Raw genomic sequence first — 24,006 nt, 5'->3', positions numbered from 1 at the left:
AATGATGTGTGGGAACATCAAAAATTTAACCTATAATATACACGGAATATACAAAAAAATACTCCATTGAGGAGGCAGGAAATTAATTTATTTTGTCTATTTCCTGTCTCATTTTTTGTATATTAGTTAAAGTATATTTATCCGTCATCTGTATATTAGTGTGTCCGACAATGCTTGTAATAGCGGCGTTGTTGTCAGTCACTTCTCTCAGAGATGTAATGAATGTGTATCTTGTATCGTGTATCGTATGATCCATTTCCAGTTTTTCTAAAATTTGAGAAAAATATCTTCTGAAACTGGAATAGTTCATATGAGATTTAAAGTTGTGGTTCGGAATAAGATACTCTCCATCTGTCTGCATATATCTGATAATCAAGGGCTGTATCCTGTGATGTATCGGAACTACTCTTTCCTTTCCTGCATCTGTTTTAGATCCTGATGTCACAGTCCAGTTTTCCAGATCTATTTTTTCTTTTTTCACAGATAACAGTTCATTTACCCTGAAACCTGTGTAAATTAATATTAATAGGATATCTGTTCCTGGAATGGTTTCAATGTTATCCCATAGTTTTTGTTGTTCTTCAGCAGTAAATATACTATTTTTTCTCAGTTTTTTAAATTTTCTAAGTTTAAGAAATCTTGTATAATCCTTGTCAAGTACGTCAATTTCCATCGCATACTTGTAAACCAAGCCCGCGAAAGATTTTAATTCTCTCACATACAGCGGAGAAAATTCAGTAAATGTGTCGAATAATGTCTGCAGATGCGGAGTTTTAATGTCTACCATTTTCATATTGTAAAGCGGTGCAAGTTTCTTAAAGAATGATTCGTATGCTTTCAGTCTTTTTTCACTTGTCCCTGTATTTTTCTTTACATCATAAAATCTTTTATAGACATCCTTAAAAGTTAGATTTTTCAAATTAATGTCATATGGATTCGCATTGTAAAGTGAAAGCTGATATTCCGCCTCCTTCCTTGTCGCATAATATCCAAGATACTTGTATATCTGTTTCCCTTCGTCCGTATAACCCGCCGTAATCCTTACCGCAAACGGTCTTCTCCTTTTTCCGCTTAATTTTGCTACTGTTCCGTAGCCATTCGGTTTTCGCATAAAAAAAATCACACTCCTTGTATTGTATTTTAAAGGTTTGTGTGATATACTTAATACTGGTTAGAGTATGTTGTGTTATATCACACATATTTTCAAGGTCCTGTTGGTCGCAGGGCCTTTTTTATTTAGATTTATTATCTCGAGATTATATCGAGATTATTTATTTTGAAAGGTCTATTTCAAGATGTCCGCCTGTCTGGGAAAATATATTACTTCCTAATTTTAATTTTAAGTTTTTAGCATCTACCACATCTTTAGGCACATCAAAGAATATTCTTCTTTTAATCTGCACTCCTGGATTGATTCCATCGAGGTTTAATCCATCTTTGACCATAACCATAGTAGGTGAATACTGAACATCGCCTGAATATAGTTGAAAACTACTTGAATCAAGGGAAATCATTTCCTTGGCTATATTCTTAATTGTAACATGCAGAATTATGAATCTGTTGTCTTCTCCGTCAGGTTTGTATTCAAGATAACCGCTGTCGTCAGTAACTTTTTTGACAGATGATATGTCATTTACGGTAAGTTCTATGTTTTCGGTATTGACCATATCTCCTATTTTAAAAGTTTTAACTTCTTCCTTTTTTGATTCTGCTGTTTTTGTACCCGAAGAACTATTTTCATTTTTACTTCCTCTGCTACCTATAATTCCTAAGATAATCAGGATAACCAGCAGGATAAACCACCATCTTTTATAGATTGGTTTCCTTTCATAATATACTTTTCCGTCTTCTCCGACAATCTTCTTTGCCATTTTAAAATCACTCCTTTATAATATAATGTTGTTGATTAATTGTTTTATTTCTTCATCTTCTTCAAATTCTATTTCTGACTCACTGAAAAACACAACTGCAAAATAGTTAGCCTCAAACTCTATTTTAGACTCAGAAAAACTGAAATATCTGATAATAGTAGCTTCATACGGATGTAGTAGAAGATGGGCAATTTCGTGTGCCAAAACGAACAACTGTTTTAGTGTGGACATCCTAGTATTGATTACTATCAATTGTTTTCCATTCATTCTTATGCAGCTTCCTGAATGATTGTTAAAAGAACGATATTTCACCACAATTCCGAGTTCTTTCGCCAATCTTTTCGGGTCGGAGCGGTATTCCGTTGCGAGCTTTTTGGCAAGTTCAAAAATTTCCTTTTTCTTCATTGATCTTCTTCTCTCCCGTTAAAATTTTATTTCTGCTCTAATGTTTCGATATAGAATTCTCTTAAAATATCAGCCAGTTTCTTAGCATCATCCTCATCCATTTTATTACGTTTGAAAAATAGCATATTATGTTCAATTATGTACTGTAGCTCTGCTTCCTGTTCTGGTGTGAGAACAACATCATCTGTTTTTGATTTCTGAGTTTCTTTTTTTAAAACTGTTCTTTTCATCGGAACATCATACCCCATCAACCATGGTTCTGATACATTTAAAACTTTTGATAATTCATCAATTGCGTTTTGTCTCGGAGTTATTTTTCCACTAATATATTGACTCAGTGCAGATTTTTTTATATTTGTTCTTTCAACTATATCTGACTGATTCAAATTTCTCAATTCCATAGCCTCTTTAATTCTTATATGGCAATCAACTTTGTTTCCCATATTTAGATTTTCCTTCCTAGATTTTATTGATATATTATACCCCATTGTTTAAGAAAAATCAACTTTTTAATAAAAAAGTTTATTTAAAATAAAAAAAAGTATTGACAAGTTAAAAAAATGGTGGTATCATATGTTTAGTTAAAATAAACTTGATTTGGAGGTGGGATATGAGAGATTACTCTTTATTAAGAGGTAGAATAAAAGAAAAGTTAAAAAATGAGTATGTTTTAGCTGAGAAATTGAATTGTTCAAAAGCTACTCTGAGTAAGAAACTTAACGATGAAGTTGATTTCACTCAAACTGAAATAGAGAATGTTTGTACAATTCTTGAAATAGAGAGAATTGATATATCATCTTATTTTTTTACCTCTAAAGTTTAGTTAAAATAAACAAAATATCTAAAAAAGCGAGGTGACCCCATGAAAATAACTTTATTCGGAGCGGATGTCAGCAGGAAAGAGAGGTGATTAGGGAATGGAAAAGAAAGAAACCGCTCAGCAGTTGGAGTTACTGAACGGTAAACTTGACAGGATTATCAGTCTTCTTGAGAGTCAACAGAAAATCCAATTTTACGTCTTGGCCTCTCAGGGTCTCGACGTTTTGAAGCTATCAGACAGAGATTTAACTGAGATGTGTGCTGAAGCACTTGAACAGTCGAACCATCGGAAACCAGTACACCGTCAAAAATTATGATGTCAGGATTCCAGTAGCCCACATCATTGATTAAAATGGGATTGTTTGCAAATGACGAAATTACTATGCTCGCCTGCTCATCATCCCTGATATCTTTTTCAAAATCATTGATGGTACTTACAACACGTTCATGCATCCATTCAGCAGAACGGTAATTCATAGCAGAAACACCTCCTTTCAGAATTATTATACCCTGAAAGGATAAAAATCGAAACGAAAGGATCTTGGAAATATGAAAACTCTAACCATTAAAGAATGTTCCAACCGTATCCACAAATCTGAATCAGCTGTAAGAATCGGATTACAGCGTGGCGGATATAAGTTCGGAACGGCAATTCAGACAGTATCCCCTTCTCCCTCAAGACCAAGGGGCGGATGGGACTACCACATACCCGAGGAGGCCGTGGAACACTACATGAAATATGGGAACTTCCCTGTCATAATCGTGAACGGGGATGACGTGACAAAATTAGTACATTCGCTGGCAAATAATATAGCGATGGATATGATTAAAAAAGGAGGGATAGGAAATGACAATGAAAACTAAAAAAGCGTTGATATGGTACGGCATATTTATAACAGCTCTGATACTTAATCAGACAAAATCATTTACTGACGACATAGTTGTTAAAGTGGTAGTGCACGGCTTATGGGTAACACTTGTTGCGGTTACTTACATGTACTTCAAGGAAACAAAATGGGACTAAGGAGGAAGAAGGATATGCAGAACACATTAAAAGACCTTAACAATCACCTGTTTGCACAGCTGGAACGCCTCAGTGACGAGGAAATGACACAGGAAAAGCTGAACGTGGAAGTGGCCAGGTCGGAGGCGGTCGTAAAGGTCGCATCAACAATAATCGACAACGCCAACACTGTCCTGAGGGCGATAAAGCTTAAGGACGAGGGACTGAACGCGGACTTACAGCTCCCTAAGATGTTGGAGGGATAGGAAATGATTAAAAAAGCACCGAGACGGTACACCAAAGAGGAACTTGACTATATCCGGGAAATCGCACCCGGGAGGCACTATCACGAAATTGTGGAAATGTTCAACAAAAAATTTGAGTACCAGATAAATGCGAAAAAACTTAAGGGGATATTGAGAAATCATGGAATTTCAACCGGACTGACTGGACGTTTTAAAAAAGGAATCACTCCGCACAATAAAGGGAAAAAGTATCCCGGAACAGGTAACAGAACAACGTTCAGAAAAGGGGCTACTCCTCACAATAAAATGAAAGTCGGCGAGGATGCGATAACCACTGACGGATACGTTAAGACAAAAATAGCGGAGCCTGACGTGTGGGAATACAAGCATAAGCTTATTTGGGCAGAGGTAAACGGGCCTATTCCGGAGAAACATTCCATCATATTTGCAGACGGTAACAAACTGAACCTCAGCATTGATAATCTGTTACTCGTATCAAAAGCGGAACTGCTGATGCTGAACAGACGAAGACTGATTTCCGAGGATTCGGAACTCACAAAAACGGGATTAAACGTAGTAAAAGTTATGAACAAAATCTATAAAATTAAGAAGGGAGAGTGACTAAAAAATGAAATATATTTTGTATAAAAATAACAAGTTCATTATGGAAAGAAAATTCTTCTATCCTGTAAAATCGCATTTAAAAAACTTGTTGGGTATGAAAAATTTAATGGTTCTAAGTTTTAAAGAATGGCTGGAAACAGCGGAAAAAAATGGATACAGACTGGAGGTGAAAAAATGAAAAAAGATATTGTGGAAATATACAAGGAATGCGGGAATTTCCATCAGGCTGTAAAAGAAAGTGGATTACCTACATTAGTGGCACATATAAAGCTATTATCAAGTGGTGTATTAAAAATACAGGATAAAATAAAATATGGAAGTGAAAGTGCAAGGCTTGGAGGAAAAGCAGAGGAATATTTTCAGAAGCTTGTGCCTACAGCGGTGGATGCTAACAAGTACTGGCAAGTAAATAATCCAAAGTATGATTTTATGTATAAAAATATAACAATAGATGTAAAATTCAGTTCGTGCTATAGAAGTCGCAGAAGTAAAGAATCGAAAGCGAGACACTGGACTGCAAGATGCAACGGAAGTGCAGATTTATATGTGATTTTTTTAGAAAATGAGAAAAATAGAAACAAAGAAGATAAATTAGAAAACTCTTACATATTACTAATTCCAAATGGATTTTTACACACTAAAGAAAACAAACATTTTACAAAAAGTTCAGCATTTTTTACAGATTTTCAGGTAAAAAAAGAAGAACTTAATTCGATGTTAGATGAATATGCAGGAGTATTGGAATAGTTAAGAAAGGAGAGTGACTAAAAATGCCCGAAATTGAAGGAATTTACTACGAAACAGAAGAGGATTACTATATGATCCTAGATGAACTTTATAGAGATGGAAAGGAAGGTGATTAATAATGAAAACAGAAACAAGACTTTTAAAAAATGTACCAGTAGGTATCAACGGGAAATTACATTATGCAGATATAAAAGTATATCATGATTTGCCTGAAGCTGGATTAGAATTACTTAGAAAATTTAAAGAACTCCCATTAAAATATCAGAAAAAAGCATTGAGATATATTAATAAAAATTATGGTTTAAAAAAGAAAAAAGCCGATACTGGCAATATCGACTGATTATAAAAGTATAACAATAAAAGTATAGCACTAACGAAAGGAAAAATCAATATGGAATTAAAAATATTAAAAAAGGAACTTCTCGGTGCAGTCGAAATAGCTGAGAATTTCATAAGCACCGAGAGGGCATGCATGGAACATCTTAAGTATGTCCATATCAGAACAGACGGAAATAACAGAATTGAAATCTTTACTTCTGACTCCGAGACATGTGCAAAAGTCAGAATTAACGGGCATGTGGAGGAAGAAGGAAAGGTGGCCATACCTTGTAAGATGTTCAAGACCGCAATAAAACAGGCTCCTGATACTGAGATATTAATTAAAGCTTATGATTACAAAATAAAAATTACGGCAAAAAATTACACGTCTGAAATACCTTTAAATGAGTACAATCCGGGATTTAAAGAGGACTCTGTAGAAGCGTTGAAATTCAAAATAAAAAGAGTGGAACTTAAAGAAGCTTTGGAAAAAGTAGAATTTTCAGCATCATGTGACCCCGAGAACTTCGCGGTAAACTGTGTGAGACTGGAAACGGAAGAAAGTATACTTACAACCGTTGGAACGGACACCTACAGACTGGCCATGTGCGAAACAGAAATAACGGAACCTCAGGGGCAATTATCTGCCAGTATCCCCTTGAAAGCGGTAAAAGGATTAATCAAAGCCCTGAAGTCAAAAATACAGGGGGTTGAAGAAACGGTGTTGGTAATGACGGATATCAGTGGAAAAATCAATTTCAGACTTGGAAGCGTCAACATACGGACAGAACCGGTTAAGCTTTCGTTTCCTGATTATAAAACGATAATCAAGGGACTAAAAAATGACAAAAAGGTGCTTCTGAACACGAAAGTATTTCACGTATCGCTCAGAAAAGGGCTTACAGTTGCGAAATACAACAAGGAGGCGAAAAACGGAGGTATACTTGACTTCCGGGGAGGCAGGCTGACAATAAAGGCGAAAGATGGGTTTGCCGTTGAGTACAGAGACACAATTGACACAGTGCAGACAGGGGAAGACTTAAAAATCTCACTGAACTTAAGATTTCTGGCGGACTATTTATATAAGTCTAAGGACAGCCTGACCGTCATGGAAATGTCGAACGAAAGAAATGCAGTGCTTGTAAGGGGAGAAACCGACAGTAAGTGGATATATCTGCTGATGCCACTTGCGTTAAGAGAATAATATTTTAGGAGGACAGATGGAAAAACTCAGATTACCGAAGAAAATAATAAAAAATGAAAAGGATTACGGAGTGCCTATCAGAATAAGGTCAAGCACCCATAGTCTGCTTGACAACATTGAGTGGATACCGTCCGAGGAATATGTAAAAGATAATGGAGGGAGATAATAATGGAAATAAAGGTTTTATTTGAAATTGAAGAAGGAAGTAAAAAAGTAATAGAAAATTTTTCAAAAGCACTAACAGGACTGGAAAATAATCCGGTACAGAACATAGCAGCTTCAGTAGCTGGGAAAATAAAAGAGCCTGAAAAGGTGGAAACAGAAATAAAAACAGGAGACTGGCAGACGAACGATGTAAAAGTGGAGCCTGAGAAAAAGGAAGAATCCCCTGTTAAAAATGTAGAAACCCCAAAAGAAACTCCGAAGGAGGAAGAACCTAAAAAAGCAGAAGCTTCTACGGCAGAAACACAGGGGTGGAGCTACGACCAGCTCAAGGCGGGATGTCATGAGGCTTCAACGATGAATCTAGGCTCAGAGGTCGCCAAATTAATAAAAGGGAAATATAACCTGTCAAAACTGACAGAACTTGACCCTAAGCTGTATGATGCATTTGCAAATGATTTGCGGGAACTAGGGGTGAGAATATGATGAACCACAAGGAAAGGGATCATGCCCTGCTTTCGGCAAGCGGGGCGTCAAGATGGATGAACTGCAATCCAAGTGCAAGGCTTGAGGAACTGTTCCCCGAAACAACTTCAGAATATGCCGAGGAGGGGACACTGGCACATGAGATTTCGGAACTCAAGCTGACAAAATACACAAGCCCGATGGGTGCACGGACTTACAACAGCAGATTGAAGAAACTTAAGGCGAATAAACTGTATAAGCAGGAAATGGATTCCTATACGGATGCCTATCTCGAGCATATAAAGGAGCTTATGATGTCCTTTGATAAACCCGCCGTGGCATCAATCGAGAAGAAAGTGGATTTCAGTGCATATGTGCCCGAAGGATTCGGGACATGTGACTTTGTAACGGTATATGATGGGACCTTATACGTAAGGGATTTGAAGTATGGAAAAGGTGTGCCTGTATTTGCGGAAAATAATCCACAGCTTATGCTCTACTCGTTAGGTGCATTCCTCGAATACTCACTGTTCGAGGACATAGTAACGGTGAATATGGGTATTGTACAGCCGAGACTGGACAGCATCTCGGTGTGGGAAATATCGGCAGAGGAACTCGTGGAATGGGCGGAAAAAGAAGTTAAACCTAACGCCAAAAGGGCATTTAATGCCGAAGGGGATTTTGTCCCGGGACAATGTACGTTCTGCAGGGCGAAAGCAGTCTGCAAGGCAAGGGCTGAAATGAACATGGAACTTGAAACTGATATGAAGCTTAAAGGTAATATCTTAAGTAATGCCGAAATGGGCGACATTCTTAAAAGGGCACAGGATATCGTGAAATGGGTCAAGGACATTGAGAACTACTGCCAGCAGGCAATCCTGAAAGGTGAATCAGTTCCGGGGTGGAAGCTTGTCGAAGGAAGGTCGGTGAGAACGTTCTCGGATACGGAAAAGGCATTTGAGATACTGAAAGACAAGGGGATAGCCGAAGAGCTGATGTATGAACGTAAGATGCTTACATTAAGCCAGCTTGAAGGGACAATAGGGAAGAAAGATTTTAATGATTATGTGGGCGAACTGATAGTAAAGCCTAAGGGTAAGCCTACACTTGTAATGGAGTCGGATAAAAGGGCTCCGTATGTAAATGATGTTATTAATGTAGAAGATGAATTTGAAAAAATAATAGATTAAGAGAGGATGATAATATATGGAAAAAAATCAGAACACTAGAATAAACGTAAGAGGAAGACTAAGCTTTGTACACTTGTTTAAACCACATGCAGCAACTCCGGGGGCGGAAGAAAAATATAGCACGACAATACTTGTACCGAAATCAGATACGGCCGCAAAGCAGAAAATAGATGCCGCAATTGCGGAGGCGATAAAGATAGGAACAGCTGAAAAATGGAACGGAGTAAAACCTCCGCACGTACCAACTCCTATATGGGACGGTGACGGGGTAAAACAGAACGGGGAGCCTTTCGGACCTGAGTGCAAAGGTCACTGGGTATTTACAGCATCAGCAAAAACGGATTATCCGCCTCAGGTAGTGGACAAGTATGTGAATCCTATAATGGACCAGTCTGAAATTTACAGCGGAATCTACGCAAATGTCACAGTCAACTTTTTCCCTTACATGTTCACAGGGAAAAAAGGAATAGGTGCAGGACTGGGGAACGTACAGAAAGTGTCGGACGGAGAACCGCTTGCAGGAGGAAGAACGGCTCAGCAGGACTTCGCTCCGGTTGAGGATGAAGAACTATATTAATTAAAAAGGAAGGATAACGAATGAATGTACTGAACATAGATATTGAAACTTACAGCAGTGAAGATATTTCAAAGACAGGACTGTATAAGTATGCACAGAGTACGGATTTTGAAATCCTTCTTTTTGCCTATTCGCTCAACGGGTCGCCCGTTGAAGTGATTGACCTTGCACAAGGTGATGCAGTGCCGGAGGAAGTTGTTAAAATGCTCAATGACGGGGAAACTGAGCTAAGGGCATATAATGCGGCTTTTGAATGGTACTGCCTTAACCAGGCGGGGTATGAAACTAATCTTGAACAGTGGAGATGTACCATGATACATGCGTATTATGCCGGTTATCCGGGAGGACTGGACAAGGTCGGGAAGGCAATGGGATTTGAAAATGATAAGAAAAAATCCGCAACAGGTAAGGCTCTTATAAAGCTTTTCTCCGTTCCATGCAAACCTACGAAGAGGAACGGCGGAAGAACAAGGAACATGCCACATCACGAGCCTGAGAAGTGGGAGCTGTATAAGGAGTACAACAGGCAGGACGTGGTGGCAGAAATGTCGATAAAGGAAAAACTTGAAGGGATAAAACTTCCAAAATTTGAATGGAAACTGTGGCATACTGATGTCAGAATGAATGCCGAAGGAATAAAAGTGGACAGTGAGCTTGTTGAAAGTGCCCTGTTCGTGAGTGACACCTGGAATGAATATCTGCTGAACGAGGCAAAGGAACTGACAGGACTTGAGAATCCTAACAGTACAGTGCAACTACTGAAATGGTTAAAAGATAAAGGCGTAAATGCCGAAAATCTTCAGAAGGAAACAGTTAAAAATCTTATTGGAGAAACTGAAGGGAACGTAAAAAGAGTGCTTGAAATAAGGCAGGAACTGAGTAAAACAAGCACGAAGAAATATGTGGCCATGAAAGATGCCCTCTGTGAAGATGGAAGGGTGAGGGGACTTCTGCAGTTCTATGGTGCCAACCGTACAGGAAGGTGGGCTGGAAGACTTGTACAGGTACAGAACCTGCCTAGGAACTATCTGTCAGACCTTGATGATGCGAGGAACATGGTAAAAAGAAGAGACCTGCTGACTTTAGACATACTGTATGACAATATACCTGATACCTTGTCGCAGTTAATACGTACGGCATTTGTTCCGGAGGAAGGAAAAAAATTTGTAATCGCCGACTTTTCCGCAATAGAAGCAAGAGTGATCGCATGGCTTGCAGGCGAACAGTGGAGACTTGATGTGTTCAGGACTCACGGGAAAATTTATGAGGCATCGGCATCACAGATGTTCGGTGTGGACATATCAACAATTGCGAAGGGCAAGGAGAACTACCACTTAAGACAGAAAGGGAAGGTTGCGGAACTTGCACTCGGCTATCAGGGGTCAAGCGGAGCCCTTATGGCCATGGGTGCGATTAATATGGGACTTACTGAGGAGGAACTTCCTGAAATTGTCAGAATGTGGAGAAATTCAAATAAGAGAATAGTTGACCTGTGGTATGCCGTAGGAAATGCGGCCGCAGAAGTGGTGCTTAACGGAACAAGACAGGCAGTAAACGGAATACTTTTTTCAAGGGAAGGAGATCTTGCAAAAGGGCTCGACTTCCTGACGGTAACCCTTCCGAGTGGCCGTAAGCTCCACTATGTAAGCCCTGGAACAAGGGAGAACAGCTGGGGTGCAACGGTAATCACCTATAAGGCACCGAATCAGGTTTCAGGCAAATGGGAAACTGCCGAAACTTATGGGGGAAAGCTTGTGGAGAACATCGTGCAGGCAATAGCCCGTGACTGTCTCGCCGCAACAATTCTTAAACTGACCGATAAAGGCTATAAGATAGTAATGCACATACACGATGAAGTTGTGCTGGAAGCCCCGATGGACGTCACTGTAGAGGAAGTGTGCGACCTGATGGGAGAAGAACTCAGATGGGCTAAAGGGCTGATACTGAGAGCAGACGGATTTGAAACGGAATATTATAAAAAAGATTAGGAAGGAGGTAAAAATGTACAACAGGGAAATAGTGATAAGTACTGCAGGTAGCAGGAAGGAGACAAGATGGAAAACAGAAAAGCTTTTATGGAGCGAGTTCGTCAAGAGGCTTGAAACACCGACAAGGACTGCCGAAAAGTTTGAAGACTTCCTGAAACTGCCAAAGGCGAAACAGGATGAGCTTAAGGACGTCGGGGGCTTTGTTGCGGGAAAGCTCAAGGACGGTATAAGAAAAAACGTGAACCTGCTGTCAAGGGACTTAATAACATTAGACCTTGACAACATAGAACCAGGCAAGACCGAAGAAGTTATTAATAAAGTTGAAAGCCTTAACATGTCCTACGCCGTGTACAGCACGCGTAAGCACATGGAGAGCAGGCCAAGGTTAAGGGTTATTATCGTGACAGACAGGAGCATGTCCCCCGATGAATATGAGCCCGTGGCAAGGAAAGTGGCTCAGATGATAGGTATGGCCATGTGCGACCCTACCACCTTTGAACCTGCAAGGCTGATGTTCTGGGCAAGCTGTTCTGTGGACAGCAGGTATGTGTACAAGTTCAACCTTGAAAAGGCTCCTCTGTCAGTTGACGGAATCCTCGCAACGTATGATGACTGGAAGAACATGACGGAGTGGCCACAGGTTCCGGGAACGGAAAAAATGGCAGAAAAGATGCTTAAAAAACAGGAAAATCCTCTTGAAAAATCAGGAATAATAGGAGCTTTCTGTAAAACTTTCACCATAGCTGAAGCTGTGGAAAAGTTTATTCCGGAAGAGTACGACATATCTGATGATGGAAAAAGAATGACCTATACCCAGGGGAGCACTTATGGAGGAGCTGTAATTTATGACGACGTCTTCGTATACTCGCACCATGCCACTGACCCCGCGGGAGGTAAGCTGTGTAATGCATTCGACATGGTAAGACTCCACAAGTTCGCAGACATGGACGCGGATGTGAAGGAAGGTACTCCTGCGAACAGGTTCCCCTCATTCGTTGAAATGTCAAAGTTCGCGAGAAGTATTGAGGAGGTAGCGTCCATCGTTAACATGGAGAGATACACCGCATCTGATGACTTCGGTGTGCTTGAAGAAGGTAAAAGTGATATTGACCTGTCATGGATGAATGAACTTGCTCAGCATGAAAACGGTGCATTCGTAAAGTCGATAAACAACATGCTGATAGTGCTGGAAAATGATGTGAGCCTTAAAGGCAAATTCGCAATAGACGAATTTACGAACAGAGGAATGGTCACAGGAGCTGTTCCATGGAACAGAAAAGATGAAATGCGTCAGTACGAAGACCTTGACGACAGCGGGGTCAGAAACTACCTTGAGAAAAGGTTCGGGCTTACAGGAGAGAATAAAATATATGATGCCCTGTTACTTGCATCATATAAGAATAGGTTCAACAGCGTGGCCGAATACCTCGGGAACCTTAAATGGGACGGGAAAGAAAGAATTGAAAAGCTTCTGCCTGATTATTTAGGTGCGGAAGATAACATTTATACAAGGGAAGTCATGAAGGTGTCGCTTACGGCCGCCGTTGCAAGGGCGGTCGAAGGGAGCATTAAATATGATTACATGCCGATCTTTACAGGACCGCAGGGGATAGGGAAAAGCACATTCCTTGCCAAACTTGGAGGGAAGTGGTACTCGGACAGCCTGCAGACTTTTGCAGGGAAAGAAGCGGCGGAAATGATACAGGGTACATGGATTAATGAACTGGGAGAACTGACAGCGTTTACTAAGAATGAAACGGATTTAATCAAACAGTTTTTAAGTAAAACTGATGATATTTACAGGAAAGCATATGGGAGAAGAACGGAGAAATATCCGAGAAGATGTGTGTTCTTCGGAACATCGAACGACTATGAGTTTTTAAGGGACAGGACTGGGAACAGGAGATTCTGGCCTGTTGAAGTAGGAATTATGGAACCTAAGAAGAGTATATGGAAAGACCTTGATGCCGAAAGGGATCAGATATGGGCGGAGGCGTATTTTTACTATATCACGGGATGTGAACTGGACTTGAGCGGTGAAGCAAAAATCATCGCAGACGAAAAACAGGAAAATCACAGGGTGAAAGATGTCAAGGAAGGGGAAATAATGGAGTTTCTTGAAAAGGAAGTACCCGAAGACTGGCATAGCTGGAATCATCAGAAAAGAAAAAATTATTATTTTGAAGGCTTTGACAAATCAGGAATAAAAACAGTACCGAGGGACAGGGTGTGCGCCCTGGAAATACTGGTCGAATGTTTCGGAATGAGAAGGGAATACATTAAGAATTCTGACAGTGCAAACGTAAATTCCATAATGGGTTCCATGAAAGGATGGGAACGTTTAAAAACACCGCGTAAATTCGGTGATTTCGGCCAACAAAGAGGGTTCAAAAGGAGAACTACAAAATAATGTAGTTTTTAGAGAAAAGTCAAAACTTTGTAGTTCCTTAGAAAAATAGGGTTTTGTAGTTTGTTGTCGGGTTGTAGTTATACTTTGTAGTAACCGAAAATCCAGTAAAATTAATAATATATTATATAAATAACTACAAACTACAATCTTTATATATAAATATATAAAATAGGTATATTAGGCATATATATATAATACCTAATATACCTAATACGCCTATATAGATATATATATAGGATTTCGGATTGTTGTAGTTTTTAAAAAAGATGAAAAGAGGAAAAAAAAAAATGTTGGAAAGTATAATCGAGAAATATCTAGTATCTGAAGTGAAAAAACTGGGAGGTACTGCGTATAAATTTGTGAGTCCCGGGCATGCGGGAGTACCGGACCGGCTATGCCTTCTGCCGAATGGAACAGCATTTTTTGTGGAACTCAAGGCAACAGGGAAAACAACGAGACCTTTACAAGATAGGCAGATTGAGAAAATAAGGGCGTACGGACAGAGGGTGTATGTTGCAGATTCAAGGGAAAAAATAAAAGAGATACTGGAAATTGAAGGAGGAAGGGAAAGTGAAGTTCAAGCCACATAATTACCAGAAGTACTGCATTGATAAAGTTGTAAATACTGAAAAAGTCGGACTTCTGCTTGACATGGGGCTGGGAAAGACGATAATAACTCTTACGGCCATAGATGAACTTAAGCTTAACATGTTCGAGGTCAGCAGGGTACTTGTCGTAGCACCGAAAAAGGTTGCAGAAAGCACATGGTTCAGGGAGGCAGAAAAATGGGACCACCTGAAGCTCCTTAAATTCTCAGCAGTACTGGGTTCGGAAAAGAAAAGGATTAATGCACTGAACACCCCTGCCGATATATACGTGATCAACAGGGAGAACATACCATGGCTTGTGGACTATTACAGGAACGATTGGCCGTTTGACATGGTGGTCATAGACGAGTTCTCAAGTTTTAAGAATCAACAGGCCAAGAGGTTCAGGGCACTTAAGCTTGTGTTGGGTAAGATTAAGAGACTCGTAGGGCTTACTGGAACTCCCGCACCGAATGGTCTTAAGGATATATGGGCACAGATTTACCTGCTGGACCAGGGTGAGAGGCTCGGAAAAAACATAACGGTATTCAGGGATAGGTACTTCAATTTTTACAGGAGCAGGAGTGATCCGTACGGCAAATACGAACTCAAGCAGGGTTCAGACAAGTCAATCATGGACAGGATAGCTGACATATGTGTGTCCATGAAAGCGGAAGATTACATTGAACTGCCTGACGTGGTGGACAATATAGTCAGCGTGGAACTTGATGCGAAAGCAAGGAAACAGTATGAGAAACTTGAAAAGCAGATGATACTGGAGCTTAACAGTCTTGAAGAAATAACAGTCGCAAATGCGGCGGCACTGTCGAATAAACTCTTACAGTTAAGTAACGGAGCCGTGTATGACGAAAAAAAAGATGTGCATGAAATCCATAAGTGCAAGATTGAGAGGTTCATGGAACTGGTGGAGGAACTTAACGGGAAATCGGCACTGGTGTTCTACAGTTTCAAGCATGACCTTGACAGGATGAAAAGTACACTGGCCAAGACAGGTCTTAGAGTGAGAGAACTTAAGACAGTGCAGGATGAAAAGGACTGGAACAGCGGAAAAATTGATATCCTACTTGCACATCCCGCAAGTGCGGCTTATGGCCTGAACTTGCAGGACGGAGGGAACCATGTGATTTGGTTCGGACTTAACTGGAGCCTTGAGCTGTACCAGCAGGCCAACAAGAGACTTCACAGGCAGGGGCAGAAGGAAAAGGTTATAATCCATCACCTTGTCTGCAGTAACACACGTGACGAGGACGTCATGAAGGCTCTGCAGAGCAAGGGAGACATTCAGGAGGAATTACTGCAGAGCCTGAAGGCAAGAATAGAAAAATATACGGGAGGAAAGAAACAATGATAACAGTTCAGGAAGTGATTGAAATTAGAAAAATTAATAAGATACTTGATAAAATTGAATTCTGTAAGAAAAATACCACTAAAGTGGAAATAAAACTTTTCCTTATGTCGATAGAACAGCAGTTCATTCTGAAAAACTCACTTACGGAAAAACAGATGAGTGCACTGGAGGGAATCTACGACGCAATTATGGATTATAAAGACGCTTTGTGGAACGACGTGGGTGAAGCTCATCTGAGCACATGGGGATAGGAGTGAAAAGATAATGGCTAGAAAACTAAAGACGAAAAAACTAGATAGGAAGGAAGTTAAAAAAGAAATACTGGAGAACGGGGAAGTACATATGTTCCTGTTCTCGGTGTACAAAGCTTCGGGATACTTGCTGGACAGGTTCAGGCTTTTCAATCAGCTTGGACTTAACAGATACTGTCCGGAACCAAACAGGGAGCTTGATATGAAGAAAGTTAAAATTAAAAGCATGGGCAACTATCCGATGCTTGAAAATTATGAAGGGCTTAAAAGTCTGATAGAACAGACAGTCAGGATGACATTTCTTTTCCATAGCCCTGAAATGAAGAAAAAATATAATTTTGATAAGAAAATCTACCGTGACAGGGGAATGCATGCACTGTACGACGGACTTAGGGAGTTATTTGACAAGCACTACAGCGAGAAATGGAAGGACGACCTTCCATGTGAAGACCCTGAAGTTGCTGAAGCCCTCACAACTTTGAAAGACATCATAGTCAACTTTAAAGTGGTTCAGATGTTTACTGACAAAGACCTGGATATAGATTCAAGACTAAGAAAATATTCAAGGACATTAATCACAAAATTTAATAAGCATTTTCTGCCGTACACGGCAGAAATACTTGAGAGTGGAAGTTAAAAATAAGGAGGATAGAAAAAGAATGAAAATAGTGCTAATAAATTTACTGAAGAAAAAGATAAACATCTGTACTAAGTCAAAAAAGAAATATGAACTAAGAGACCCAAGCTATCATATATTGAGTGGAAAAATAGAAGCGTATAACGAAATACTGGAATTGATGGAGGAGGAAAAGAATGGAAGCACTAAAGAAATTTGATATTGATGAACTGCTTAAAAGGCAGGCAGTACTTGACAAGAAATTCGATGAAAAGAAAACGTTGAGGGGAAGGTCACAGATAAGAACATACATAGCATATTTTACCGAGCTGGGGGAACTGGCACAGGAACTCAAGAGCGAATGGAACTACTGGAAAAATCACACTAAACCGGTCGACAGGAGAAAAACACTGGAGGAATTATCTGACTGCCTGCATTTTTATCTCAGCTATATTGACCAGAAGCCGTACAGGATAATCGGATGTACGGACATGTATCTGTGGTCCAGATTCTTTACGGACATAGAAAGTGCACTGTCACAGTTGACGAAAATACGGGAAGAAGCAGAAAATCTAATTTTCGGGGCAATGCTGTCCATAGTGAGATGTGTAGGTGCAACGGAAGAGGAATTTTTGAAAATACACCATGAAAAATGGCTTAAGAACATGAACGAAAGGACAAAGGGGGAATACTAATGGCAACGGCAAGAGCGATAGCGGAGGAAGTGGCAAAGATTCTGAAGGAGGACAAGGAATTTAAGATTCAGAAAAATCTGACTCCGTTCCAGCGGACAGAAAAATTACTGTATGAGCTGAAATATTTAAAAGGGGCCATAGAGGTTAAACGTGAGAGGCTCTCAGGCTTACATAATGCCCCCGTCCTGCTTTCCAAAAAGGAAACAGGTATAAATATTCAATCGACAAAAAAATATATCTCAGAAGTCGAAAAAATCGAAAATATGATAGAGAACTGCGAAAATGAGATAAAACGGCTTGAACATGTCGTAAATATGACAGAAAATGCACTAAAAAATATCGAGGACGATAGATATTATAAAATTATCGAATTAAAATATTTTGAAGAAATGACACTTGAATATGTTGCAGAGAAATTCAAGGTGGACGAAAGGACAATAAGACGTCAGAAAAACAGGCTTGTCAACAGGTTGAGGGTGTTAATTTTTTCAGATAGCGTGATACAGGATATCATGAATAATTAAAAAAAATTAATGAAAATGTCCGGTTCGTGTCCTTGTATAAAAATTTATACGTGTTATAATAGGATAGAATGGAAATTTAAGGTTTTAGGAAATCCGAGATATTTTTTTTGCTGAGGCGGGATTCATGAGCCATACGCCTGGCTAACAGAAGACAGTGTAAAAGCTGTCTTTTTTTTAAGTTTTGAGAAATGAGGTGAAACAAGTATGAAATTGACAGAAAAGCAGAAACGCTTTGCAGACCACTACATCGAAACGGGAAACGCAACAGAATCGGCAGTAAAAGCGGGATATAGCAAGAAGACAGCAGCAGTAATAGCAGCAGAAAACTTAATAAAACCTAATATAAAAACCTACATCGACGGGAAACTGAAGGCACTGGAGAGCGAAAGAACTGCATCTGCCAAGGAAGTACTTGAAATGTTGACTTCGTCGATGCGGGGAGAAATTAAAGAAGAAGTCGTCGTGGTTGAAGGCACTGGGGACGGATGCAGTGATGCAAGGATAATAGAAAAGCAGATAGGACTCAAGGACAGAATAAAGGCGGCCGAACTTCTTGGAAAACGGTACAGGCTATTTACTGACAAGGTCGAGGTCGAGGGAGTACTGCCTGTCATGATAGTGGGTGAGGACGATCTTGAAGAGTAAGAAGATCAGACTGCCTGACATAGTCGGAAAAGGGTATAAGGATTTTTGGAATTTCAAGGGCAGATATAAAGTTGTGAAAGGGTCAAGGGCAAGTAAGAAAAGCAAGACTATAGCACTTTGGATAATCTACAGCATGATGAAATACAGAGGTGCAAATACCCTTGTTGTGCGTAAGGTGTACAGGACACTTAAGGACAGCTGTTATTCAGATTTAAGATGGGCGATAAACAGGCTGAATGTACTTGAATATTGGGAATTTAAGGAAAGTCCACTTGAAATAACATATATACCCACGGGACAGAAAATTTTATTTAGAGGTTTTGACGATCCGCTTAAGATAACTTCAATATCCGTATCGGATGGAGTACTCTGCTGGTGCTGGTGTGAGGAGGCGTATGAGATAAACAGGGAACAGGATTTTAACATGCTTGACGAAAGTATCAGGGGTATTGTGGAACCGCCTCTATTCAAGCAGTTTATAATATCATTCAATCCCTGGAATGAGCGGCACTGGCTTAAGAAGAGATTTTTTGATGTCGAAGATGAAAACATAATGGCAAAGACAACGAACTACATGTGCAACGAATGGCTTGACGAAAGCGATAAGAAGCTGTTCGAGGACATGAAGAAGAACAACCCTAGACGTTATCAGGTCGCAGGGCTTGGAAACTGGGGGATAGTGGAAGGGCTGGTATACGAGAACTGGGAAGAGAAGGAATTTGATTACACAGAAGTGGCGAAAATGCACGGAGTCAAATCGGCATTTGGGCTTGACTTCGGGTATACCAACGACCCTACTGCGTTATTCTGTGGACTGATAGATGTAGCAAACAGGACAATATATGTATTTGATGAAATCTATCGGAATGCCATGAAGAACAGGGAAATAGCGGAGGAAATAATCCGCAAGGGATATGGAAAGGAAAAAATAACTGCCGACAGTCAGGAGCCGAAGTCAATAGACGAGCTTTATGACTTAGGGCTTAAGGGAATAAGGAACTCAAGGAAAGGTAAGGACAGTATCAATAACGGAATCCAGTACATTCAGGATTATAAAATCATAATACATCCGCGATGCGTTAATTTCATTACCGAGATATCAAACTATATGTGGGATAAGGACAAGTTCGATAATGCGGTCAATAAGCCCGTGGACGATTTCAACCATTTGATGGATGCAATGCGGTATGCACTGGAGGATTACACGAAAGGCCCTACATTTTCTTTTGATTAAGGAGCTGAAATGTTTGAGTTTATAAAAAGATTTTTTAGGAGAAAAGATAAAATGGAAAAGGACAATATAAGTTTATCGGAAGTTGAAAGCATTATAATGTGGCACTTTTCAAGTGACAGTTACAGAATGATGCTTGACGGTAACAGATATTATGCAGGGGAACATGATATACTGAAAAGAAACAGAACGGCGATAGGTGATGACGGAAAACTGATAACTGTTAACAACTTGCCGAATAATAAGATTGTTAACAATCAGTATAAAAAACTGGTAAAACAGAAAGTAAACTATATAGCATCTAAGACACCAAGCATAAGTACTGACAATGAAAAATACAACGAACTGCTTAATGATTTATTCGATAAAGGATTCCTCAAAACGATTAAAAGGATAGCCACTGATGTATATAATAACGGCATCGGCTGGCTATTTTTATATGTCGACGAAGAAGGAAATTTGAAATTTAAGAGGATTAATTCGGTCGAAGTTATCCCTGTGTGGACTGACAACGATCATACAGAACTTAAATATGCAATCAGAAAATATGCCAACCAGGTATACAGGAACGGAAGATATGAAAAGGAAACGCATATAGAGTTATACAAGGACTCAGGAGTTGAACATTACATACTGAACGATAATAAGCTTAACCTGGTTGAAAAAAAAGCATACCTGACAGTTGACGATACACCATATAACTGGCAAAGAATACCGCTTATAAGTTTCAGGGCTGATGAATTGGAACAGCCTCTGCTTAACAGGGTGAAATCACTGCAGGACGGACTTAACATGCTTATGAGTGACTTCATGAACAATATGCAGGAGGACAGCAGGAACACGATACTAGTTATAAAAAATTATGATGGTGAAAATTTAGGTGAGTTCAGGAGAAATCTGGCAACATACGGAGCCGTAAAGGTCAGAGAAGAAGGAGAAGTGTCAAGCTTACAGGTTGAAGTGAATGCAGGAAACTATGATGCGATAGTGAAACTTCTGAAACAGACAATAATTGAAAATGGAGCAGGATTTGACAGCAAGGCTGATACACTGGGAAACAATCCGAACCAGCTTAACATAAGATCCATGTACTCTGAAATCGATTTGGAGGCAAATGATTTTGAGACTGAATTTCAAGCAAGTTTTGAAGATCTGCTGTGGTTTGTTGCAAATCATTTAAAGAATACCGGACAAGGAGACTTTTTAAATGAAAAAGTTGAAGTAGTACTGAATAGGGATATTTTAGTTAATGAAAGTCAGGCAATATCGGACATCAAAAATTCTGTTGGAATAATATCTGAGGAAACAATACTTGCCCAGCATCCATGGGTTACAGATGTGCAGGCGGAACAGGAAAGGTTGAAAAAAGAACGTAGTGAAAACATAGAGGGCTATGGAGGATTTGGAGAACATAACCACTCTGATGATATAGATGAGTAAGAAATACTGGCAAGATAGATTTATTGAAGAGGAAGAAAGACTTAATAAAATAGCAGGAGACGAATTTCGTAGACAGCAGCTGGAATACGAGAGGGCTATATCGAGGCTGAACAAGGATATCGAAGTATGGTACAACAGAATCGCTAAAAACAATGATGTATCACTGGCCGAGGCTAAAAAGATGCTGAACGACAAAGAACTTAAGGAGTTCAAATGGACGCTTGACGAATACATCAAACATGGGGAAGAAAACGGAATCAAGAAAGACTGGAGCAGACAACTTGAGAACGCAAGTGCAAGAGTACACATTGAACGGCTTGAAGCTATGAAGTTACAGGTAAGAGGGGAAATAGAAAAGCTTTATAATGGCCGTGAAAGTGGATTTGAAAGCTATCTTAAAAATCTTTATAAAGACCAGTACAATCGTACGGCATTTCAGATAGCAAAAGGAACAGGGGTAGGAACTAACATATACAGCTTAAACGATAAGTTAGTAAATACAGTTATTAAAAAGCCATGGGCTCCTGATGGGAGAAACTTTAGCGACAGGATCTGGGAAGATAAGGACAAGCTTATAAATACTCTGCATACGGAAATGACGCAGGCATTTATCAGAGGCGACAGTTTAGAGAAACTGGCAGATAAAATAGCCGAGAAAATGAAAGTGTCGAAAGCAAATGCATCAAGGCTGGTATATACAGAAAGTGCGGCTTATTCAAGCAAGGCAAGGCTTAAGAGTTATCAGGATTTGGGTGTAGAAAAATACGAAATAGTGGCCACACTGGATAACAGAACATCTGACATATGCCAGGAAATGGACGGCAAGGTATTTGACCTGAAAGACTATGAAGTCGGAGTCACTGCGAATCCGTTTCATGTCAGATGTCGAACTACTACGGCTCCTTATTTCGATGACATGCAAGGCGAAAGAGCCGCAAGAAATGAGAAAACAGGAGAAACGGAGTATGTTCCAGCGGATATGAAATATGGTGAGTGGAAGGAAAAATATCTTGATAATAATTCAGAGCTAACAGATAAATCGAAAAAAACATCTAAAAAACAGAAGACACTTGATGACATTAATTCAATAGAGGAGATGGAGGAGTTTACAAAATCGCAGAACTGGTTTTATAAAAATGACAGTTTTAATTCAAATGAACTGCTTTCTTACGAGGGGATGGAACTCGAAGCTGCAAAATCTGTTCATAAGACTTATGAAAAAGTATTTGAAAGATACCCTCAGATGAAAGGCAGATTGGCCGCTTTTAACACGCATAAACTGAAAGATCCAAAGCATTTTGCAAACTGCAATATTGGAACAGGTCAGGGTGGAATAACTTTCAATAAAATTTACTACGGTAATTTGGAAAAATTTAAAAAACAAGTAGCTAAACTTGTAGAGAGAGGATATTTTCCAGAAGGAACAACCTGGGAAGGTATAACAATGCATGAAATAGGACATGCAGTCGATGACTTTCTCTCCTTTAATGCGAAAGTTTTTGGGGAGCCTCCTAACAAAAAAATAGCTTCGAATTTAGTATCAAGTAAAATAAGACCTAAAATATTTAGAAAATTAAAATTACAAATTGGGGATATAGCAGAAAAATTGAGTGATTACGCAACTACAGATGCTCAGGAAACATTTGCAGAAGCATTTTCGGAGTTTATGACAAGCCCTAAACCGAGGGAGCTTGCAAATGAGTATGGTAAAACAATTGATGAAATGTTCAGTAAAATAGAAGTAGAAGATAGTTTTAAAGGATTGAGTTCAGGAAATAAAACGGTTGTCCTGGAGAAAGACGTACGTTATAGGAAACTTGGCAATATAAAAAATACAGGGTATAATAATCCTGTAGAACTGTTAAGAAAATATGAGCAGAAAATAGTAAAAAATACTTATGAAAGCGCGATGGTAATAACCGAAAGTGGAGAGATTTATGTGGCAAAAGGTGATGCGAATTCGATATCTCTACATAAAATGAATATACCTTATAAAAATTCATACTTTACACATAATCATCCAGAAGGATTACATGAATGGGGGTTAAGTAATGATGATTTTACATTTTTTACTAATCACGAATTAAGATATATGGCGGCGATAGATGAAAAATACATACATGAATTATCTAGAAATTTGTTTGAAATGAAAGATATCGACTTAAATATGGATCCGCGAAAACTTGAGAATGTAAATTTTGAAAATGTTGCAGAAGTTTTACAGGTGCAAAAAGCTAAGGAAAAGAAACTGAAATATAGGAGAAAAAGACATGTTGTCAAAAAACCACAGGCTTTATAAAGCTTTCAAGGAAATGAAAAACAAAGAAAAAGAGATCCAGAAAAAGAAAAATGAGATATCCTGGAAAGGATTGGATAGTCCTTTTAGAGAAGATGAAATAAAGTTACACAGGGATTTTTTTGAATTTATGATGAAAGTTCTTGAAGAGGAGAAAGATTTAACGTTTAAAATTTCAGATTTAGAGAACTTGTACAAGAGTGATAAAGAACAGTAATAATTCAAGAGCGGTTTAATGACTGCTCTTTTTTATTTCGCCTTTTTAGAATTTGCAGGCGTAAAAGAACAAATCAGATATGATTCCGCTGACATACAGCGTAAAAA

32 protein-coding genes are annotated in these 24,006 nt (G+C 39.2%); 27 read left to right on the top strand and 5 right to left on the bottom strand.

Annotation, left to right across the window (positions count from 1 at the left end):
- Positions 1-82 precede the first annotated feature (82 nt).
- The 4 genes from HMPREF1984_RS04010 to HMPREF1984_RS10890 all read right to left on the bottom strand — a co-directional run bounded on the left by HMPREF1984_RS04010 (position 83) and on the right by HMPREF1984_RS10890 (position 2,719).
- Entirely contained in the window at positions 83-1,111 is a 1,029-nt protein-coding gene (locus HMPREF1984_RS04010; protein WP_021766622.1) for a site-specific integrase, read from the bottom strand.
- Positions 1,112-1,271: 160 nt separating this feature from the next.
- Positions 1,272-1,871: a DUF4352 domain-containing protein gene (locus HMPREF1984_RS10900; protein WP_021766621.1), complete on the bottom strand. Its 600-nt coding sequence runs from the start codon at positions 1,869-1,871 to the stop codon at positions 1,272-1,274.
- Between the two features lie 15 nt (positions 1,872-1,886).
- Complete coding sequence (locus HMPREF1984_RS10895; protein ID WP_021766620.1) at positions 1,887-2,276, bottom strand: ImmA/IrrE family metallo-endopeptidase; 390 nt, start codon at positions 2,274-2,276, stop codon at positions 1,887-1,889.
- A gap of 26 nt (positions 2,277-2,302) precedes the next feature.
- A complete protein-coding gene (locus HMPREF1984_RS10890) occupies positions 2,303-2,719 on the bottom strand; it encodes a helix-turn-helix domain-containing protein (protein WP_051314453.1) in 417 nt (138 codons plus the stop codon).
- A 167-nt stretch (positions 2,720-2,886) separates the two neighbouring features.
- On the opposite strand from HMPREF1984_RS10890, the gene HMPREF1984_RS03990 reads away from it, so the two are divergent.
- On the top strand, positions 2,887-3,099 hold the full coding sequence (locus tag HMPREF1984_RS03990; RefSeq protein ID WP_021766618.1) for a DUF739 family protein: 213 nt from the start codon (positions 2,887-2,889) through the stop codon (positions 3,097-3,099).
- 155 nt (positions 3,100-3,254) lie between these two features.
- Here the strand turns inward: HMPREF1984_RS03990 and HMPREF1984_RS03985 are convergent, their stop codons facing one another.
- Positions 3,255-3,572: a DUF6173 family protein gene (locus HMPREF1984_RS03985; RefSeq protein ID WP_021766617.1), complete on the bottom strand. Its 318-nt coding sequence runs from the start codon at positions 3,570-3,572 to the stop codon at positions 3,255-3,257.
- 243 nt (positions 3,573-3,815) lie between these two features.
- Between HMPREF1984_RS03985 and HMPREF1984_RS11610 the strand changes: the two genes are divergently transcribed.
- The 26 genes from HMPREF1984_RS11610 (at position 3,816) to HMPREF1984_RS03880 (ending at position 23,899) form a co-directional block, all read left to right on the top strand.
- Positions 3,816-3,959, top strand: a complete 144-nt coding sequence (locus tag HMPREF1984_RS11610) for a hypothetical protein (RefSeq protein WP_232219683.1) — start codon at positions 3,816-3,818, stop codon at positions 3,957-3,959.
- On the top strand, positions 3,943-4,119 hold the full coding sequence (locus HMPREF1984_RS11305; protein WP_156894241.1) for a hypothetical protein: 177 nt from the start codon (positions 3,943-3,945) through the stop codon (positions 4,117-4,119). The genes HMPREF1984_RS11610 and HMPREF1984_RS11305 overlap by 17 nt, the downstream gene beginning before the upstream one ends.
- A 14-nt stretch (positions 4,120-4,133) precedes the next feature.
- Entirely contained in the window at positions 4,134-4,364 is a 231-nt protein-coding gene (locus HMPREF1984_RS03980) for a hypothetical protein (protein WP_036099668.1), read from the top strand.
- A 3-nt stretch (positions 4,365-4,367) separates the two neighbouring features.
- The gene (locus HMPREF1984_RS03975; protein ID WP_021766613.1) at positions 4,368-4,964 is read left to right on the top strand and encodes an HNH endonuclease signature motif containing protein; all 597 of its coding nucleotides are present in this window, start codon (positions 4,368-4,370) and stop codon (positions 4,962-4,964) included.
- A 7-nt stretch (positions 4,965-4,971) separates the two neighbouring features.
- Complete coding sequence (locus tag HMPREF1984_RS11300) at positions 4,972-5,145, top strand: hypothetical protein (protein ID WP_021766612.1); 174 nt, start codon at positions 4,972-4,974, stop codon at positions 5,143-5,145.
- Complete coding sequence (locus HMPREF1984_RS03970; protein ID WP_036099667.1) at positions 5,142-5,714, top strand: hypothetical protein; 573 nt, start codon at positions 5,142-5,144, stop codon at positions 5,712-5,714. The genes HMPREF1984_RS11300 and HMPREF1984_RS03970 overlap by 4 nt, the downstream gene beginning before the upstream one ends.
- A gap of 118 nt (positions 5,715-5,832) precedes the next feature.
- Complete coding sequence (locus tag HMPREF1984_RS03965; RefSeq protein ID WP_021766610.1) at positions 5,833-6,054, top strand: hypothetical protein; 222 nt, start codon at positions 5,833-5,835, stop codon at positions 6,052-6,054.
- A gap of 51 nt (positions 6,055-6,105) precedes the next feature.
- On the top strand, positions 6,106-7,236 hold the full coding sequence (gene dnaN / locus HMPREF1984_RS03960) for a DNA polymerase III subunit beta (RefSeq protein WP_021766609.1): 1,131 nt from the start codon (positions 6,106-6,108) through the stop codon (positions 7,234-7,236).
- A 16-nt stretch (positions 7,237-7,252) separates the two neighbouring features.
- A complete protein-coding gene (locus HMPREF1984_RS11295) occupies positions 7,253-7,402 on the top strand; it encodes a hypothetical protein (protein ID WP_021766608.1) in 150 nt (49 codons plus the stop codon).
- A 2-nt stretch (positions 7,403-7,404) separates the two neighbouring features.
- Positions 7,405-7,884 carry a hypothetical protein gene (locus HMPREF1984_RS03955; protein WP_021766607.1) on the top strand — a complete coding sequence of 160 codons (480 nt, stop codon included), beginning with the start codon at positions 7,405-7,407 and terminating at the stop codon, positions 7,882-7,884.
- Positions 7,881-9,053: a DUF2800 domain-containing protein gene (locus tag HMPREF1984_RS03950; protein ID WP_021766606.1), complete on the top strand. Its 1,173-nt coding sequence runs from the start codon at positions 7,881-7,883 to the stop codon at positions 9,051-9,053. The genes HMPREF1984_RS03955 and HMPREF1984_RS03950 overlap by 4 nt, the downstream gene beginning before the upstream one ends.
- Positions 9,054-9,069: 16 nt before the next feature.
- Positions 9,070-9,630 (top strand): DUF2815 family protein, encoded by a 561-nt coding sequence (locus tag HMPREF1984_RS03945; protein ID WP_021766605.1) that lies wholly within the window; start codon positions 9,070-9,072, stop codon positions 9,628-9,630.
- Positions 9,631-9,650: 20 nt separating this feature from the next.
- Positions 9,651-11,618 carry a DNA polymerase gene (locus HMPREF1984_RS03940; RefSeq protein WP_021766604.1) on the top strand — a complete coding sequence of 656 codons (1,968 nt, stop codon included), beginning with the start codon at positions 9,651-9,653 and terminating at the stop codon, positions 11,616-11,618.
- A 13-nt stretch (positions 11,619-11,631) separates the two neighbouring features.
- The gene (locus HMPREF1984_RS03935; protein WP_036099664.1) at positions 11,632-14,028 is read left to right on the top strand and encodes a virulence-associated E family protein; all 2,397 of its coding nucleotides are present in this window, start codon (positions 11,632-11,634) and stop codon (positions 14,026-14,028) included.
- A 287-nt stretch (positions 14,029-14,315) separates the two neighbouring features.
- On the top strand, positions 14,316-14,618 hold the full coding sequence (locus tag HMPREF1984_RS03930) for a VRR-NUC domain-containing protein (protein WP_036099717.1): 303 nt from the start codon (positions 14,316-14,318) through the stop codon (positions 14,616-14,618).
- Positions 14,599-15,984, top strand: coding sequence for a DEAD/DEAH box helicase (locus HMPREF1984_RS03925; RefSeq protein ID WP_021766601.1), 1,386 nt, complete (start codon positions 14,599-14,601; stop codon positions 15,982-15,984). The genes HMPREF1984_RS03930 and HMPREF1984_RS03925 overlap by 20 nt, the downstream gene beginning before the upstream one ends.
- On the top strand, positions 15,981-16,235 hold the full coding sequence (locus HMPREF1984_RS03920; protein ID WP_021766600.1) for a hypothetical protein: 255 nt from the start codon (positions 15,981-15,983) through the stop codon (positions 16,233-16,235). The genes HMPREF1984_RS03925 and HMPREF1984_RS03920 overlap by 4 nt, the downstream gene beginning before the upstream one ends.
- A 13-nt stretch (positions 16,236-16,248) precedes the next feature.
- The gene (locus HMPREF1984_RS03915; RefSeq protein ID WP_021766599.1) at positions 16,249-16,872 is read left to right on the top strand and encodes a hypothetical protein; all 624 of its coding nucleotides are present in this window, start codon (positions 16,249-16,251) and stop codon (positions 16,870-16,872) included.
- Between the two features lie 22 nt (positions 16,873-16,894).
- Positions 16,895-17,071: a hypothetical protein gene (locus HMPREF1984_RS11290; RefSeq protein ID WP_156894239.1), complete on the top strand. Its 177-nt coding sequence runs from the start codon at positions 16,895-16,897 to the stop codon at positions 17,069-17,071.
- The gene (locus HMPREF1984_RS03910; RefSeq protein WP_021766597.1) at positions 17,049-17,546 is read left to right on the top strand and encodes a dUTPase; all 498 of its coding nucleotides are present in this window, start codon (positions 17,049-17,051) and stop codon (positions 17,544-17,546) included. Before HMPREF1984_RS11290 ends, HMPREF1984_RS03910 begins: the two co-directional genes overlap by 23 nt.
- Positions 17,546-18,070 (top strand): sigma factor-like helix-turn-helix DNA-binding protein, encoded by a 525-nt coding sequence (locus HMPREF1984_RS10885; RefSeq protein ID WP_021766596.1) that lies wholly within the window; start codon positions 17,546-17,548, stop codon positions 18,068-18,070. The genes HMPREF1984_RS03910 and HMPREF1984_RS10885 overlap by 1 nt, the downstream gene beginning before the upstream one ends.
- A 204-nt stretch (positions 18,071-18,274) precedes the next feature.
- Complete coding sequence (locus tag HMPREF1984_RS03900) at positions 18,275-18,715, top strand: terminase small subunit (RefSeq protein WP_021766595.1); 441 nt, start codon at positions 18,275-18,277, stop codon at positions 18,713-18,715.
- A complete protein-coding gene (locus tag HMPREF1984_RS03895; RefSeq protein ID WP_021766594.1) occupies positions 18,705-19,949 on the top strand; it encodes a PBSX family phage terminase large subunit in 1,245 nt (414 codons plus the stop codon). The genes HMPREF1984_RS03900 and HMPREF1984_RS03895 overlap by 11 nt, the downstream gene beginning before the upstream one ends.
- A 51-nt stretch (positions 19,950-20,000) precedes the next feature.
- Positions 20,001-21,386, top strand: coding sequence for a phage portal protein (locus tag HMPREF1984_RS03890; protein ID WP_036099713.1), 1,386 nt, complete (start codon positions 20,001-20,003; stop codon positions 21,384-21,386).
- Complete coding sequence (locus HMPREF1984_RS11140) at positions 21,379-23,685, top strand: minor capsid protein (RefSeq protein ID WP_021766592.1); 2,307 nt, start codon at positions 21,379-21,381, stop codon at positions 23,683-23,685. The genes HMPREF1984_RS03890 and HMPREF1984_RS11140 overlap by 8 nt, the downstream gene beginning before the upstream one ends.
- Positions 23,657-23,899 (top strand): hypothetical protein, encoded by a 243-nt coding sequence (locus tag HMPREF1984_RS03880; RefSeq protein ID WP_021766591.1) that lies wholly within the window; start codon positions 23,657-23,659, stop codon positions 23,897-23,899. Before HMPREF1984_RS11140 ends, HMPREF1984_RS03880 begins: the two co-directional genes overlap by 29 nt.
- Positions 23,900-24,006: the final 107 nt, after the last annotated feature.

The organism is Leptotrichia sp. oral taxon 215 str. W9775, from assembly GCF_000469505.1.
In the GTDB taxonomy this organism is placed as follows: domain Bacteria; phylum Fusobacteriota; class Fusobacteriia; order Fusobacteriales; family Leptotrichiaceae; genus Leptotrichia_A.
The sequence above is the reverse complement of the archived record's forward strand: the minus strand, read 5'-3'. Positions and strand labels throughout refer to the sequence as shown.